Genomic DNA, 15,229 nt, shown 5'->3' with positions numbered 1-15,229 from the left:
CACATCCGTGGCTCTCGCCGCGGCATCAATACCTGTAGAAGCCCTCGCCCGTCGCCACGCCGAGCTTGCCCTTGTCGATGTAGTTCTCTTTCAGGTACGCGGCGAACGCCTGCGATCCCGGGTCGGGGTTGGCCGCGGCGATGTTGTAGGGGGTCGTCAGGCCGATGACGTCGTAGATCTGGAACGGCCCGGAGGGCGAGCCGGTCGCGATGCGCCACGTCTTGTCGATCATCTCGGGCTCGGCGTAGCCGCCCACCAGCAGGCCGGCCGCCGCGTTGAGGAACGGCACCAGCAGGGAGTTGAGCAGGTAGCCCGCCTTCTCCTTCTTGATCTCGATCGGCACCATCCCGCTCCGCGACGCGAAGTCGACGACGGCCTCGAACACGGCGGGGTCGGTCTCGGCCGTCCCCATCACCTCGGCCGTGTTGTACCGCCAGACCTCGTTCGCGTAGTGGAGCGCGAGGAAGCGGTCCGGCCGACCCGTGTACTCCTTGAGGTCGCTGGGCAGGAGGGTCGACGAGTTGGTGGCGAAGATCGTCCTCTCCGGAGCCGAGGCGGCGAGCTCGGAGTACACCGACCGCTTCACGTCCAGGCTCTCGGGCACCGCCTCGATCACGAGGTCGGCGTCGGCCGCCGCCGCAGCGAGGTCGGTGGTGAGCGTCAGGCGCTCGAGCGCCGCCGCCGTCTGCTCGGCGCTCGCCCCGACGACGGGATCGGCCTGGTACCGGGCGGCGAGCCCGTCGAACCGGGTCCGGGCCGCCGCGAGGGCGTCGTCGCTGACGTCGTACGCGGTGACGGGGAAGCCGTGGAAGGCAGCCTGGAACGCGATCTGCGAACCGAGGACGCCGGTTCCGAGAACGGTGACGGTGGAGATGGAGGGCACGGGTGGTCCTTTCAGTGGAGGGGGAGGTCGGACCCGTAGATGCTGCGGATCCAGATGGTCGAGAGGGTCGAGACGGCGTCGGCCTCCGTGATCGACGGGGTGTCGCCGCCGAAGGTCGCGGACAGCACGCGCTCGTTCATGAGGTTGAGGGCGATGGAGAGGTCGCTCGCCGACGGGCCGGGGATCGCCGCGCCTCGGGCGAGTTCCTGCGTGATCACGTCTGTCGAGTAGTCGGCCCACGACTGGAGCGAGCGCGACCAGAGGGTCTGGACCTCGGCGTTGCGCAGGCGGGCGGTCGTGGTCGCCGCGGCGACGGCGCGGTGCTCCGAGAACACCTCGACGAAGGCCCCGATCGACCGCTGCCAGGAGCCGGCGGGGTCGGCTTCGAAGTCGCGGCTCAGCGACTGGACGCGGTGCTCGACCTCGGTGATCACCCGGTCGAGAAGGGCGAGGAGCACCTCGTCTTTCGACGCGAAGTAGAAGTAGAACGTGGGCCGCGAGATGCCGGCGCCTGCGGCGATGTCTTCGATCGAGATGTCGTCGAACGACCCCTCGGCCAGGAGGTGCTCGGTCGTCGACAGGATCGCCGACTGGCGCTCGTCGCCCGAGGGGCGGGTGGTGCGGCGTCCACGTGCAGGCATGCCGCCACTCTAGCCACCTTTATCGACAGTGTGTTGATTAAGTCGACACGGTGTTGATACCGTCAGGACATGACAGAGCACGTGGATGTGGTGATCGTGGGCGCAGGCCTCAGCGGAATCGGCGCGGCCAGCCGACTGAAGCGCAGCCTGCCGGGAAAGTCGTTCCTGGTGCTCGAGTCGCGCGGGGCCGTCGGGGGCACGTGGGACCTCTTCCGGTACCCCGGTGTCCGCTCCGACTCCGACATGTACACGCTCGGGTACTCGTTCCGGCCGTGGACCGACGCGAAGGCGATCGCCGACGGCGACTCGATCCGCGACTACATCCGCGACACCGTCAGCGACGAGGGGCTCGCCGACCGGATCCGCCTCCACCACCGCGTCGTCAGCGCCGACTGGTCGAGTGCCGAGGCTCAGTGGACCATCACGGCCCGCGTCACCGGCGACAGCGAGGCCGCTCTCGGCGACGAGACGGTCACCGTGACGTGCTCCTTCCTCTCCGTCTGCTCGGGCTACTACCGGTACGACGAGGGCTACTCGCCGGCGATCCCCGGCGCGGAGACCTTCGCCGGGCCGATCGTGCACCCGCAGCACTGGCCCGCCGACCTCGACTACGAGGGCAAGCGCGTGGTCATCGTCGGCAGCGGCGCCACCGCCGTCACGCTCGTGCCGAGCATGGCGAAGGCGGCCGAGCACGTCACGATGCTGCAGCGCTCGCCGACCTACATCTCGCCGGTGCCGTCGCGCGACCATCTGGCCGACCGTCTCCGCGGACGACTCCCGGCGAAGCTCGCCTACGACGCCGTGCGCCTCAAGAACATCGGCTTCTCGATGCTCACGTACCAGCTGAGCCGGCGCCGGCCCGAGAAGATGAAGGCGATCCTCCGCTCGTCGGCCGTCGCGAAGCTCCCGGCCGGCTTCGCCGTCGACACCCACCTCGCGCCGACCTACGAGCCCTGGGACCAGCGGCTCTGCGCGATCCCCGACGGCGACCTCTACCGCGCCATCAGCGCCGGCACCGCCGACATCGTCACCGACCGCATCCGCGCGATCACGCCCTCCGGGATCGCGCTCGCATCAGGCGCCGAGCTCGACGCCGACGTGATCGTCACGGCCACCGGGCTCAACCTGCTCATCATGGGCGGCATGGCCATGACGGTCGACGGCGAGGCGGTCGACTACTCGAAGCGCCTCACCTACAAGGGCATGATGCTCGACGGCGTGCCGAACTTCTCCCTGACCATCGGCTACACCAACGCGTCGTGGACGCTCAAGGCCGACCTGGTCGCCGAGTACGTCGTCCGGCTCCTCCGCCGGCTCGACCGCGGCGGTCACGACTGGGTCGCGCCCGACGCTCCCGACTCGGTGGCGAGCGGCGAGGTCGGGTCGCTGATCGACCTGCAGGCCGGCTACGTGCTGCGCGGCATCGACCAGATGCCCAAGCAGGGTGCGAGCTCTCCGTGGCGCCTCCACCAGAACTACGTGCGCGACTACGGGCTCCTCCGCGTCGGGCGCACCGGCGACCACGTGCGCTTCGGCCGGCGGGGCGAAGCCGTCTCTCCTCGCGAGGACGACCCACTGGCGCTGCCGGGCACCGCGTTCATCACGGTCGCAGGAACTCGGCTCCGATACCGCGTCACCGGAGCCGGGTCGCCGGTGCTCCTGCTGCACGGCATCGGCCAGAGCCTCGACGACTGGACCGAGCAGCACGAGCTGCTCGCCGAGCGGCACACGGTCTACAGCCTCGACCTGCCCGGGTTCGGGTACTCGGCGCGGCGGCCTGGGAGGTCGACCCTCTCGACGCTGGCCGCGATCCTGCCCGCCTTCCTGGACGCCGTGGGCGTCGCCGGCGCAGTGCCGGTGATCGGCAACTCGCTCGGCGGTGCCGTGGCGATGACCTTCGCCGTGGCCCATCCGACGCGCGTGTCAGAGCTGGTGCTGGCCGACAGCGCCGGCTTCGGGTCGGAGGTGGCGCTCGCGCTGCGGCTGGTCTCGGTGCCGCCGATCGGCGCGCTCCTGACGAGGCCGAGCCGCGCCACCTCGCAGCAGACGGTCGAGTCGGTGTTCTACCGCAAGTCGCTCGCGACACCCGAGCGCGTCGACCATTCGTTCGCCCTCGCGCAGCTGCCCTCGCACACACGCACCCTCCGAGACCTGGCGCAGGATCTCGGCACCTTCGGCGGGGTCAGAGAAGAGTGGCGAGAGGCTCTGCTGAGCGAGCTCCGCCCGCTCGCGATCCCGACCCTCGTCGTGTGGGGCGACCACGACCACGTGCTGCCGTTCTCGCACCTGGCGGCGGCCCGGGCCGCCCTCCCGCACGCGACGACCCACGTGTTCGCGAAGACCGGCCACATGCCGCAGATCGAGAGGCCCGACGAGTTCGCCGACGTGGTCGAGGAGTTCTTGGGCGCCTAGTTCCAGAAGCCGGCGTGAGGCGCGGCGGCCTCGTCTTCGAGGGCCGGGCCGACGACCTCGATGGCGCGCTGGCCGCCGTTCAGGACCACGCGCGAGTCGACCGACATCGTCGGGTTCTCGGGGTCGTCGCCGGTGAGGCCGAGCAGCGAGCGCTCGGCGAGGGCGTAGACGACGCGGCCGATCCCCGACCAGTAGATCGCGCCCGAGCACATGGCGCACGGCTCGGCGCTCGTGTAGAGCGAGTAGCCCGCGAGCCGCTCGGCGCCGAACAGCCGCCACGCCTGGCGCGCCAGGGTGACCTCGGCGTGCGAGAGCATGTCGTGCTCGGTGGTGACGCCGTTCTCGGCCTCGAGCACGACGCGGCCCTGGTCGTCGACGAGCACGGCGCCGAACGGGTGGTTGCCGTGCTCGCGCGAGCGCGTCGCGACGGCGATTGTCGCGCGCAGGAACTCGCGATCGGTCTCGGTGGCCTGAGGGTCGTCCATGGTCTCTTCCGGGTCGGGGCGCGTGTGCACTCCCACCTTATTCAGGCGGCGTCCTCCGGCAGGGACGGCGCGTGCGCCCGCGAGGATATCGGGCCCGATACGTGGGGCCGACGAGGAGTTCTGCGCGTTCCTGCGCCCGCCACGACGACGCCTGCCCCGGCGATCCTCGTGTACCTGCACCTCTCGGCTGTCCCCCGTCTGCTGAGTGGAAGGGACGCGGCCGGAGTAGACCGGGCCCATGGCTAAGGAAACCAACATCGCAACCCAGCAGAAGCTCGGCGACATCATCACCGCTCGCGAGGTATCGCGACTCGGCGAGGCGTTCCACGCGGACGTCGTCGACCACGACCCGGCTCCCGACGCGTCGGCCGGCCTGGCGGGCATTCAGGAGTTCTGGTCGTCGTTCCTGGAGGCGTTCCCCGACCTCGACCTCTCGGTCGAGACGCTCGTGGCCGACGACGAGCAGGTCACGGCGGTCTTCACGATCCACGGCACGCACACCGGTCCGTTCCAGGGAGCCGAGCCGACGGGCAAGTCGTTCACCGTGCGCGGCATTCAGGTCGCCAAGTTCAACGACGAGGGCCTGATCGTCGAGCGCTGGGGCGCCACCGACGAGGCCGGCCTGCAGAAGCAGCTCGGGCTGGACTCCTGATGAGCGACGCGCCGTCCGCCGACGAGCCCTTCACCGACGCAAGCGACCCGGAGGCCGAGTTCGAGGCCGCCAACGCCATCACGACCAACGACGCCGTGGCCGGCGAGACGGTCGAGCCGGGCGTCGGCGAGGGCAACGACGGCCCGACGGGCGGTGCGCCGACCGAGGGTGAGCCCGAGTACGCCGAGAACGACCTCGAGGGCGACGAGATCGACCTCGACAGCGCCCCGTAGAGCGGCCTTCGGCGTCCTCAGATAAGGACGCCGCGGCTCCTCACGAGGATCCCGACACGAATCTGCACGCCCCACGAGGACAGGCGGCGCGGAGTGCATCCCCCACAGGGAGCACCCGCGCCGCCTTCCTTCGTCAGGGACGGGCGATCAGCCGTCAGCGCTTGTCGAAGCGAGCACCCTCGGGCTTCGGGCCGGACGCCACGAACACGATGTAGATGATCCACCCCACGATCGGGATCAGGTTGATCAGGATCCACAGGCCGCTGCGGTTGGTGTCGTGCAGTCGTCGCCACGAGATCGCGAGGTTCGGCACGAGGGTGATGAGACCCCAGACGCCCGACAGCGGGTCGGAGCTCTGCTGTGCGAACGTGGTGAAGTTGAAAGTGGTCGTCGTCATGTCCATCGGGTGGCTCGCACCCCAGATGCTGCTGAGGATCAGGGTCACGACGAAGTTCGCGAGGATCCACCACCAGAACTCGGAACGACTCGCCCGACCCGAGAAGGTGGCGTACTTCTGGAAGAAGCGCTTGACCGCCGCAACCGGCGAAGCGCCGTAGTACGGCTGGTCGCGGGGCGGCTCGTTCTGCTGCTTTGCGGGCGTGGGGTAGGCGGGAGGAGTCGACATCGATGTTCCTTCGTGATCGTGGCGTGAGGGAGGGGCGACGGCGCCGCCGCCCCTCAGCATTCACCCAGGTTAGCGCGGTCGATCGACGAGAGCCAAGCGGTCGGCGCGGGTCCGCTAGGGGACGAGGAGCACCTTGCCGCCGCTGTGCTTGCCGGCGACGAGTTCCTGCGCCTCGCCCGCCCGGGCCAGCGGGAACGTGGCCGCCACGGGGATCCCGAACCCGTCGATGGCGATCGCCTCGGCGAACGAGGCGGCCGGGTCGGCCTCGGTCTGCGACGTCGAGACGCGGGCGCCGTGCTCCGGGGCGCTGAAGTCGGCGATCGAGATGACGTGCGACGCGTCGCCGACGATCTCGATCAGCTCGGGGACGATCCCCGACCCGGCCAGGTCGAACGCGGCTGAGACGCCTTCGGGCGCAGTCGCGCGAACGCGGTCGGCGAGGCCGTCGCCGTAGACGACGGCAGTGGCGCCGAGCGCCGTGACGCGCTCCTGGTTCGCCTCGCTCGCCGTCCCGATCACGCGCAGACCGCGGGCGACCGCGAGCTGCACGAGAGCGGTGCCGACGCCGCCCGAGGCGCCGCTCACCAAGACGGTCGATCCCTCGGCCGGGGCGAGCAGGGTCAGGACCCGCCCGGCCGTCTCGATCGCGACGGCCCAGCCGCCGGCCTCGATCGGATCCACGGTCGCAGGAACTGCCGCCCACGTCACCAGCACGGCCTTCTCGGCGGCGGTCGCCGCCCCGAACCCGAACACGACGTCGCCCACGGCCGTGCCGGTGACGCCCTCGCCGACCGCCAGCACCTCGCCCGATGCCTCGAGACCGACCCCGGCCGGGAACTCGACGGGCATCTGCTCGGCCATGAACCCCTGGCGGAGGATGGCATCGAGGCCGTTCACGCCGGACGCGATCACTCGGATCAGGACGCCCCCGGCGGGCGCGACCGGCTCGGAGGTGTCGACCACGTCGAGGACATCGGGGCTGCCATAGGCTCGGAACTGCACTGCTTGCATGAGAATCTCCTTAGGACGAGCGGTGTTCCTTTGAACATCTGCTTCTAATTCGAAACAACCTGAGGCACTGCGTGACCATTCCCGATTCGTTCGACGAGCTCTCCGAGCACACGGCACCCCTCTCTCACCGCGAGATCGGCGTCTGGCTCGGGCTCGTCGAGACCGTCGACTCGGTCCGGGCGCTCCTCGACGAGCAGGTGCGCGACATCGCCGGGATCACGATCGTTCAGTTCGGGATCCTGCAGCGGCTGCTCGCCGCGCCGGCCGGGGTTCTGAGCATGACCGAGATCGCCGACGGGCTCGTGACGTCGCGCAGCGGCATCACGTACCAGGTCGACAAGCTCGAGGCGGCGGGCATGGTCGAGCGCCGGGCGTCGACGCGGGATGAGCGCTCGGTCGAAGTCCGCGTCACCGAGGTCGGCCGCGATCGGATTGCGGAGTTCCTGCCTCAGCACACGGCACTCGTGCGGCACCTGCTGCTCGACCGCATCGACGACGCCCAGCTGTCCGTGCTCGAGAGCGTCGTCGGCGACGTGCGCGCCCAGCTCGCCCTGGCGCCGCCGCGATCCGTGCGGCGCCGGGCGAACCAGGCGAGGCGCCAGGTCGACTGAGTCGGCTTCGAGCTACTTGATCTGCGATGCCAGCTTCGTCTGGAGGGCGCTCAGCGAGGCCTTGGGCGACTTGCCCGACAGGACGTCCTGGCCGAACTCCGACATCGGCGTCGTGCTGTCGACGTAGCTGACGTTCGCGAAGAGGGCGGAGCCGCCCGGCGCCGCCCAGGTCTTCGAGACCGGCTGCCAGTCGTTCACGATCTTCACCTGGTTCGGGTCGGACTTGAACTCGGGCGTCTCGGCGATCGACTTGAGCACGGGAAGGCCGATGCCGGTCTTCTTGGTCCAGAGCTGCGCCATGTTCTTGTAGTAGTAGGTCAGGAACTCCTCCGAGCCCTTCTGGCTCGGGGTGTTCGTGTACATCATGATGTTGTTCGGGAAGTACAGAGCGCCCTTCGTGCCGCCGTCGCTCTCGATCGGGTCCATGACGAGGAGGTCGGCCGCCTGGCTTCCGCCGACGTTCGCCGCCAGTCCGGGCACGTCGATGCCCATGCCGAACTTCTCGGCCTTCCACTGGGAGTTCGAGTTCGTGGCCGTGTAGCTGATGGCACCCGGGTCGACATAGCCCTTGCGGATGTTCTCCTCGATGAACTCGAGCGCGCCGATGTTAGCCGGAGTGACCAGGTTCGGCTTGCCGTCCTCGTCGAAGATGCCGCCGCCGTTGTTGATCATGAAGCCCGTGATCATCTGGAAGGCGTTGCCGCCGCTGGTGTTGCCGTTCGCGGCGAATCCGTAGACGCCGATCTTCTTCAGGGCCGCCGCCGTGTCGAGGTAGGACTGCCAGTCGGTGGGAACCTCGGCGTCGGCCTTGTCGAGCAGCTTCTTGTTGTACCAGAGCACCCGCATGTCGAGGTTGTAGGGGATGGCGACGTAGCCGTTCGGCGTCTTCATGGTGTCGAGGAGCCCGGGCAGGAAGTCGTCGAAGAGGCCGTTCGACTTCCAGCTGTCGAGGAGGTCGTCCGCGTGGGCGATGAAGCCCTGCTTGTCGAACTGGAAGGCCTGCGTGCCGCCGCCCGAGCTCACGGCCGGACCGGTCTTCGAGGCCATCGCCGACGCGAAGGTCTGGGTGAAGTTGGCCCACTGGATGGCCTGATAGGTCGGAGTCGGCAGACCCGACTTCGGCTTGTAGTCGAGCGTGATGGTCTTGTCGAGCGGGTTGAACGCCGGGCCGCCCCAGGGCATGTTCCAGAACTTCATGGCTCCGGACGCCCCGCCGCCGCCGCCGGAGCAGGCCGCCAGTGTGGTCACGGCTGCCGCGCTTCCGATCAGCCCCAGGAATCCGCGGCGCGAGACTGCTGTCTTCGTTGTCGTCATCGACTTTCCTCCTGTCGCGGTGGTGCCCGCGACTTGTTCTTCTTTGAACGGTGAGTTTGCGCAATATCGTCACCGAACTCGCGCTTGCCGAGAGTATGCACCAGGCTTTGTTGGGGTGCAAGACAAATTAGTTTGCGCAAATTACATGACATCACTACCGTGATCCCATGCCCGCGATCCGACCGACCCTCCAGGAGGTCGCCGTCCTGGCGGGCACCAGCATTCCGACGGTCTCGAAGGTGCTTCGCGGCGGCACAGACGTCTCGGCCACGACCCGGGAGCGCGTCCTGAAGGCCGTGGCCGCGACCGGCTACCGGGCACGGGCGAGCGCTCGGCCGACGGCCGCCGCCGCGGTGCCCGCCCTGGTCGACCTCGTCCTGACGGCCGTCGACAACTCGTGGGCAGCACGAGCGCTCGGAGGGGTGGAGGCCGCCGCCGCCGAGGCCGGCATCGGGATCGTCATCACGGTGGCCCGCGATCGCGACGAGTGGGTGACCCGCCTGCTGCGTCGCCGCTCGGAGGGTGCCGTCATCGTCGGGGTCGGGCCGACGGCGATGCAGCTGGCCGGGCTCACGGCGGCATCCGTGCCGGTCGTGCTCGTCGACCCGGTCGTCCGGCCGCCCGACGACATCGCGAGCGTCGGCGCGACCAACTGGGAGGGCGGCCGATCGGCCGGTGAGCACCTCGTCTCGCTCGGCCATATGCGCCTCGGCATCATCGACGGAGCTCACGGGACCCTGTTCAACGACGCCCGCGTCGACGGCTTCCGCACCGCGCTCCGGCATGCGGGGCGCGGAGTCCCCGACCGATGGGTCGCCCACAGCGAGTGGTCGCGGATCGACGGCCATCGCGCGGCGCTCCCGATGCTGGCCGACGCCGATCGGCCGACAGCCCTGTTCGCGTGCTCGGAGAGCATGGCGTTCGGGATCTACGACGCGGCCGCCGAGCTCGGTCTGCGCATTCCGGACGACCTCAGCGTCGTCGGCTTCGACGACCTCCCGGAGGCGCAGTGGGCGAGCCCGCCGATGACGACCGTGCAGCAGCTCACCGCCGGGATGGGTGCGACTGCCCTGAGGATCCTGCTCGACGAGATCCGGCAGCGCTCGAACGGGGCGTCGGCCTCGCGCAGCGCGACGCGAGTCGAGCTGGCGACGCGGCTGATCGTGCGCGAGTCGACTGCCCCGCCTCCCGATCTGCGACTGGAGTGAACGGACAGCCCGCGACGACACAGCCCGGCTTGCGAACCGATCGGCATCCCACCTGTTAGCGTCTCGCATATCGTGTGAGAAAGGTGAAGAACATGCCAGTCCCCCCAGGTGGGCCGTCGCAGGAGCGCGAGCTTCTCCGCGACCGGGTCCGGCAGCAGATCCGCGCCGCGATCCTCGACGGAACCCTCGAAGCCGGCGAGCGTCTCAGCGACGACGACCTCCTCAAGTGGCTCGGCGTCTCCCGCACGCCCATCCGCGAAGCCCTCGCCGATCTCGCACACGCTGGCCTCATCGAGATGGAGCCCAACCGCTATACGCGCGTCGCGATCCCCGACCCCGACGCGGCGGTCGACTCGCTGCAGACCCTGGGCGTCCTGTTCGGCGGAGTGGTCCGGCTCGCGGTCGGCCGCATGCCCGCCGACGCGGTGGCCCAGGCGAAGGCCTCGATCGACGACTGCCTGCGCGACGTGAAGGCCGGCGACGGCGCCGCGCTCAACGGCCACGCGGTCGAGCTGTTCGACGTGTTCGTCGTGAACTGCGGCAACCCGCCGCTCATCCGCGTCACCCGCAGCGTCGAGGACGGCCTCGCCTATCAGCTGCGGCTGCCCAACATCGTCGAGATCCTCGGGGTCGAAGCCAGCACGCGCGAGTTCACGAAGCTGAAACAGGCGCTCGTCGCCGGGGACGCCATCGCGGCCGAGCTCGCGACGGAGGCGCTGCACCACCTGCCGGCGCGAGCGGCCTCGTAGGGCGACCGACCCTGGTTCCTGCGCACTCTGCATGAATCCCAGCCCCGGGGGCCACCGGGTGCTTGGATGAGCGAGTGACCCCATGGACGGGCGGACTCCCCCCGGCAGCGCACGAGCGCATCGACCGCCAGCGCGCCAGCGGTACGTCCGGCTCGCTCCTCTCGGCCCCGGCGGCCGCCGCGCTCCGCAGCGCCGGACTCGCCCCCGTCGGCGAGGTCTTCGGCTGCCTGGTGATGAACCTGGGCTGGACCGGCGGCCAGTGCGGCGTCTACGGCCTGGGCTACGCGACCACGCAGCCGAACGGCGTCTTCCTGAACGCCGGTATCGCCGGCTTCACCCAGTACCGCGAGACCCCCGTCTTCACGTCGGGCCGCAACACGAACCGCTACAGCGGCTTCGGGCCGTACGTGAAGGCGTTCGAGGCCGCCTGGCAGGGCGCGCTGAACCGCATGCTCACCGAGGCGGCCGCACTCGGAGCCGAGGGGGTCGTCGGGGTCACCATCAAGCGGGCTCGCCTCGAAGGCCAGATCTGGGAGTTCACGGCGGCAGGAACCGCGGTCCGCTCCGCTGACGGCTCGCTGGTCAGCGCATCGGCGCACGGCACCCGTGTCTGGTCGAGCGTGCTGTCGCCCGAAGACACCGCGGCGGCGATCCTCTCGTCGCTCGTCCCCCGCGGCATCGTCCTGGGGCTGTCGGTCGCGACGAAGCACGAGGACTCCCTGCTGCGCTCGCAGCGTCTCAGCTGGGGCAACACCGAGATCGAGGGATTGTCGGCCGTGCAGCAGGCCGCCCGCGGCGAGGCCCGCTCGCTGATGTCGAAGCGCGCCGAGTCGATGGGCGGCTCCGACCTCGTCGTCGACCGCTCCGAGATGCACGAGTTCGAGACCGAGTGCGGCGGCGAGAAGGACTTCCACGCGGAGGCGTTCTTCGTCGGCACTGTTCTCGCGCCCGGTCCGATGCACGCCTTCCGCGGCAAGGACAAGCCCGGCACCGGCCGGATCCTCAACGTGCTCCCCCTGACCGACCCACCCACCCGAAGGAGTCGACGATGAGCGACCTCTCGAACGTCTCGCTTCCCCCCGACGCGCGAGCCCGCCTCGCCGACGGCAAGAAGCACCTGTTCACCTCCGACCTGAGCGTCAACGAGTTCCTGCTCGTGAAGCAGGCCGGGTTCCGTCCCGTCGGCCTGGTGCTGGGGTCGAGCGTCTACCACGTGGGTCTGCAGATCGCGAAGTGGTCGAAGAACATGGAGCTCGACAAGCTCTCCGAGGCGATGTACCACGCCCGCGACCTCGCCATGACCCGGATGGAGGCTGAGGCCGACGCCCTCGGGGCCGACGGGATCGTCGGCGTGCGGCTCGAGATCGAGTTCAAGGAGTACGGCAACGACCTCGCCGAGTTCGTCGCCATCGGCACCGCCGTCATCGCCGACGAGGCACCCCCGACGGGTGCCTGGCGGAACAACCGCGGCCTGCCCTTCACCTCCGATCTCTCGGGCCAGGACTTCTGGACGCTGATCCAGGCCGGGTACGCCCCGCAGGGCCTCGTCATGGGCACCTGCGTCTATCACATCGCCCACCGCGGCATGATGGCGTCGCTCTCGACCGTGGGCTCGAACGTCGAGATCCCGCAGTACACCGAGGCGCTCTACGACGCGCGCGAGCTGGCCATGGGGCGAATGCAGACCGAGGCCGAGGTGCTCGAAGCCGAGGGCATCGTCGGCGTCCAGCTGCTCTCGCTGCCGCACCGCTGGGGCGGTCACACCACCGAGTTCTTCGCGATCGGCACCGCCGTGCGATCGCTGCGCGACGACCACGTCATCGCGACGCCCAGCCTGGTGCTCCCGCTGACGGACGCCCCGCGGTGACCGAGGCCCACGACCTGCTGGAACGGCTGGCGACAGAGCTCCCGAGGGCCGTCGGCGACTCCGCCGTCGAGGTCGAGCGCTCACGGAGCATGGCCGACCGCCTCGCCGGCCGTCCGGGCTCGGTGTCATCGCTCGCCTTCCTCGGCGACGGGGTCCGCCTCACCGCGCGGGTCGAGCGGGGCGACCGCGTCGCGTGCGAGGCCGCCCGCGTCAGCGGCGGCGTCGTCATCTCGCGCCGTCAGCCGCCGCTCGGCGAGTGGCTCGCGGCGCTCGCCGAGCAGGTATCGGTGAGCGTGGCCGCGTCTGCCGGAGATTCCGCGACCGCGGCGCAGGCCCTCAGCGCTCTCGGGCTGGCCGGTGCGGGCGACGACATCGTCATCGACGAGACCGCCCTCGACGCCGGGCTGGCGGCGCTGCCGGCGCGAGTGGCGCGCCGGGTGCCGGCCGAGGCCGGTGAGCGGGTGGCCCGCATCAGTGCGATGCTCCGCGACACGCTGCCTCGCGTGGCTGGACGGGCGGAGCCCGAGTTCCTGCTCACCCGCGCAGCGACGACCTACCTGCCGGACACCCTGCGCGCGTACCTCGCGCTCCCCGGCGACTGGGCCGCCACGCACGTGCTCCGGAGCGGTGCCACCCCGGCGCAGGAGCTGCTCGATCAGCTCGGCGTGCTCGAGGAGGCCGTGAGCGGGCTGCGCGACGCAGCTCTCGCCGACGACGCCGGGGCCCTCGAGACGAACGGGCGCTTCTTGAGCGAGAGGTTCGCGCCGCCGGCCATCGGCCTCTAGCCGCTCGGAGTGCGCTTCGAAGCAGAGGAAACCCGGGGTCGCCGCCCCTGCTAGGAGAGCGGCGCCCCGGGTTCGGCAGGTGTCCGGCCCGGGACGAACCCGGTCGGGAGGCGACGCGCTGGTAGGGCAGCCCGTCGCCGCTGCCGTCTTGGGGAAAGGCCGATGAAGGCCGGGGGAGAAGTCTGATCCGTGGTGCTGGTGTGGTCTCGTGGGTGTGAGAGTCTCTCATCTCAAAGTGGTCGTGATGAGTAAACCGCAGAACAGGCAGGTTCGCAACGAACCACGAGTGATCGACACGCTCCGTCGATTGGAATTGTCGACTCGGTCGGAGCAAGATAAGCCAGTGACCCACGAGATGATGACCCCAGAGAACAACCTCGAACGCATCATGTGGACGGGGACTGCCTGGTTCGGCGTCTCGACAGGCACGGTCGCCCTCAGCCTCGGCCTTCTGCTCTCCTCCGGCTGGCGCCCCGCCCTCCTGCACTCCGGCCTCGCGGCGCTCTGGTGGATCGGCTCCGTGCTCGTCGCCCTCAGCATCGGCATGATCGGCTGGTCGGGCTGCCCGATCCTCGAGGTCTCGGTGCCGATCGCCGACCGCAACAAGACCCGCACGATGCAGCTCGGAACCCTCTTCTTCATCGTGGGCGGCGCTGCGACGCTGCTCGCCGTCATGCTCGGTCCGGCGCATTAGGCGCTCGGCGAGCGGGGGGAGCACGGCATGAGCACACAGACCGCACCCGCCCGACCGCGCCACGGCGCCCTCAGGTTCGTCCGCGACATCGTCATCATCCTGGCGTGCGCCCTGCTCATCTCCTTCGTGGTGAAGACCTTCGTCGTCCGCTCGTTCTACATCCCGTCGGGATCGATGGAGTCGACGCTGCAGATCGGCGACCGCATTCTGGTCAACGAGTTCGTGCCCAAGGTCGCGGCGCTGAACCGCGGCGACGTCGTGGTCTTCACCGACCCGGGCGGGTGGCTCGACAGCGACGCGATTCCGGCGACGGCGCCGCAGCCGGCGGCCGTCGAGGCGATCCAGTCGGCGCTCACCGCGGTCGGACTCGGCACGCACGACAGCGACGACCACCTCATCAAGCGCGTCATCGGCCTGCCCGGCGACACGGTGTCCTGCTGCAACGCGTCGGGCGAGCTCCAGGTGAACGGCGTCCCGATCAAGGAGCCCTACATCACCATCGCCGCCAACCAGACGAAGGCGTCGCCGAACGACTTCTCGGTGACGGTTCCGCCCGGCATGCTCTGGGTGATGGGCGACAACCGCTACGACTCGGCCGACTCGGAGTACCACAACGCCCGCAAGGACGTCTCGCCGTACGTCCCGATCAGCGACGTCGTCGGCCGCGCGTTCGTGATCACGTGGCCGCAGAAGCACTGGTCGGCTTTGAGCGACTATCCCGACGTCTTCGATCGCGTGCGCGACGCGAAGCTCCACTAGCCCGCTGCCGCGCCTCGTTCCTTGGGGAAGGACGGGGTGTGCGCTCGCGAGGAGAAGGGGCGCGGAGTGCACGGCTGGCAAGGAGATCGGCCAGCTGGTGCGCGCCCCACAAGGACGTCTACCCTGCCGATCCTTGCGAACGCGCGGCGAGGCCGGCGCGTCGGGCACGCAGAACGGCCCGCCGCACGAAGTGCGACGGGCCGTTCGGGGTGATGCGTGAGATTACTCGGCGATCTGGGCGGCGATGGTGGCGGTGCCGACGAGGAGTCCGGGCTTGACGGCGTCGGTCTTGAACGTGGA

Annotated in this window: 17 protein-coding genes; 11 read left to right on the top strand and 6 right to left on the bottom strand. The window is 69.8% G+C overall.

Annotation, left to right across the window (positions count from 1 at the left end; genetic code table 11):
* Positions 1 to 25 precede the first annotated feature (25 nt).
* Together AC07TY_RS11570 and AC07TY_RS11565 are read right to left on the bottom strand one after the other, a co-directional pair.
* A complete protein-coding gene (locus tag AC07TY_RS11570) occupies positions 26 to 883 on the bottom strand; it encodes a 3-hydroxyacyl-CoA dehydrogenase (protein WP_123506585.1) in 858 nt (285 codons plus the stop codon).
* Positions 884 to 894: 11 nt separating this feature from the next.
* Positions 895 to 1,524 carry a TetR/AcrR family transcriptional regulator gene (locus AC07TY_RS11565; protein ID WP_494785448.1) on the bottom strand — a complete coding sequence of 210 codons (630 nt, stop codon included), beginning with the start codon at positions 1,522 to 1,524 and terminating at the stop codon, positions 895 to 897.
* Between the two features lie 69 nt (positions 1,525 to 1,593).
* Between AC07TY_RS11565 and AC07TY_RS11560 the strand changes: the two genes are divergently transcribed.
* Positions 1,594 to 3,936, top strand: coding sequence for an alpha/beta fold hydrolase (locus tag AC07TY_RS11560; protein WP_494785447.1), 2,343 nt, complete (start codon positions 1,594 to 1,596; stop codon positions 3,934 to 3,936).
* On the opposite strand, the gene AC07TY_RS11555 is transcribed toward AC07TY_RS11560, so the two are convergent.
* On the bottom strand, positions 3,933 to 4,421 hold the full coding sequence (locus AC07TY_RS11555; protein ID WP_123506582.1) for a nucleoside deaminase: 489 nt from the start codon (positions 4,419 to 4,421) through the stop codon (positions 3,933 to 3,935). The genes AC07TY_RS11560 and AC07TY_RS11555 overlap by 4 nt on opposite strands.
* Before the next feature lie 238 nt (positions 4,422 to 4,659).
* Here AC07TY_RS11555 and AC07TY_RS11550 point away from each other — a divergent pair, with 238 nt between their 5' ends.
* On the top strand, positions 4,660 to 5,073 hold the full coding sequence (locus AC07TY_RS11550; RefSeq protein ID WP_123506581.1) for an ester cyclase: 414 nt from the start codon (positions 4,660 to 4,662) through the stop codon (positions 5,071 to 5,073).
* Complete coding sequence (locus tag AC07TY_RS11545; RefSeq protein WP_123506580.1) at positions 5,073 to 5,306, top strand: hypothetical protein; 234 nt, start codon at positions 5,073 to 5,075, stop codon at positions 5,304 to 5,306. The genes AC07TY_RS11550 and AC07TY_RS11545 overlap by 1 nt, the downstream gene beginning before the upstream one ends.
* 154 nt (positions 5,307 to 5,460) lie before the next feature.
* Here the strand turns inward: AC07TY_RS11545 and AC07TY_RS11540 are convergent, their stop codons facing one another.
* Positions 5,461 to 5,931 (bottom strand): DUF805 domain-containing protein, encoded by a 471-nt coding sequence (locus AC07TY_RS11540; protein WP_123506579.1) that lies wholly within the window; start codon positions 5,929 to 5,931, stop codon positions 5,461 to 5,463.
* Between the two features lie 114 nt (positions 5,932 to 6,045).
* A complete protein-coding gene (locus tag AC07TY_RS11535) occupies positions 6,046 to 6,942 on the bottom strand; it encodes an NADP-dependent oxidoreductase (protein ID WP_123506578.1) in 897 nt (298 codons plus the stop codon).
* Positions 6,943 to 7,013: 71 nt separating this feature from the next.
* On the opposite strand from AC07TY_RS11535, the gene AC07TY_RS11530 reads away from it, so the two are divergent.
* Positions 7,014 to 7,553 (top strand): MarR family winged helix-turn-helix transcriptional regulator, encoded by a 540-nt coding sequence (locus tag AC07TY_RS11530; RefSeq protein ID WP_494785446.1) that lies wholly within the window; start codon positions 7,014 to 7,016, stop codon positions 7,551 to 7,553.
* Between the two features lie 12 nt (positions 7,554 to 7,565).
* Here AC07TY_RS11530 and AC07TY_RS11525 read toward each other — a convergent pair whose 3' ends face one another.
* Positions 7,566 to 8,867: an ABC transporter substrate-binding protein gene (locus AC07TY_RS11525; protein ID WP_494785445.1), complete on the bottom strand. Its 1,302-nt coding sequence runs from the start codon at positions 8,865 to 8,867 to the stop codon at positions 7,566 to 7,568.
* Between the two features lie 167 nt (positions 8,868 to 9,034).
* Here AC07TY_RS11525 and AC07TY_RS11520 point away from each other — a divergent pair, with 167 nt between their 5' ends.
* The 7 genes from AC07TY_RS11520 to lepB all read left to right on the top strand — a co-directional run bounded on the left by AC07TY_RS11520 (position 9,035) and on the right by lepB (position 14,929).
* Positions 9,035 to 10,075 carry a LacI family DNA-binding transcriptional regulator gene (locus AC07TY_RS11520; protein WP_494785444.1) on the top strand — a complete coding sequence of 347 codons (1,041 nt, stop codon included), beginning with the start codon at positions 9,035 to 9,037 and terminating at the stop codon, positions 10,073 to 10,075.
* A gap of 92 nt (positions 10,076 to 10,167) precedes the next feature.
* Positions 10,168 to 10,824: a GntR family transcriptional regulator gene (locus AC07TY_RS11515; RefSeq protein ID WP_494785443.1), complete on the top strand. Its 657-nt coding sequence runs from the start codon at positions 10,168 to 10,170 to the stop codon at positions 10,822 to 10,824.
* 74 nt (positions 10,825 to 10,898) lie between these two features.
* Positions 10,899 to 11,876 (top strand): heavy metal-binding domain-containing protein, encoded by a 978-nt coding sequence (locus AC07TY_RS11510; RefSeq protein ID WP_494785442.1) that lies wholly within the window; start codon positions 10,899 to 10,901, stop codon positions 11,874 to 11,876.
* Positions 11,873 to 12,691 (top strand): heavy metal-binding domain-containing protein, encoded by an 819-nt coding sequence (locus AC07TY_RS11505; RefSeq protein ID WP_494785441.1) that lies wholly within the window; start codon positions 11,873 to 11,875, stop codon positions 12,689 to 12,691. Before AC07TY_RS11510 ends, AC07TY_RS11505 begins: the two co-directional genes overlap by 4 nt.
* Positions 12,688 to 13,476 carry a hypothetical protein gene (locus AC07TY_RS11500; RefSeq protein WP_494785440.1) on the top strand — a complete coding sequence of 263 codons (789 nt, stop codon included), beginning with the start codon at positions 12,688 to 12,690 and terminating at the stop codon, positions 13,474 to 13,476. Before AC07TY_RS11505 ends, AC07TY_RS11500 begins: the two co-directional genes overlap by 4 nt.
* 343 nt (positions 13,477 to 13,819) lie before the next feature.
* On the top strand, positions 13,820 to 14,170 hold the full coding sequence (locus tag AC07TY_RS11495) for a hypothetical protein (RefSeq protein WP_123506571.1): 351 nt from the start codon (positions 13,820 to 13,822) through the stop codon (positions 14,168 to 14,170).
* 27 nt (positions 14,171 to 14,197) lie between these two features.
* Positions 14,198 to 14,929: a signal peptidase I gene (lepB, locus tag AC07TY_RS11490; RefSeq protein ID WP_494785439.1), complete on the top strand. Its 732-nt coding sequence runs from the start codon at positions 14,198 to 14,200 to the stop codon at positions 14,927 to 14,929.
* Positions 14,930 to 15,229 lie beyond the last annotated feature (300 nt).

The sequence above is a fragment of the Frondihabitans sp. GW821-FHT04F02 genome (genome assembly GCF_059420045.1).
This window is presented reverse-complemented; position numbering and strand designations above follow the sequence as displayed.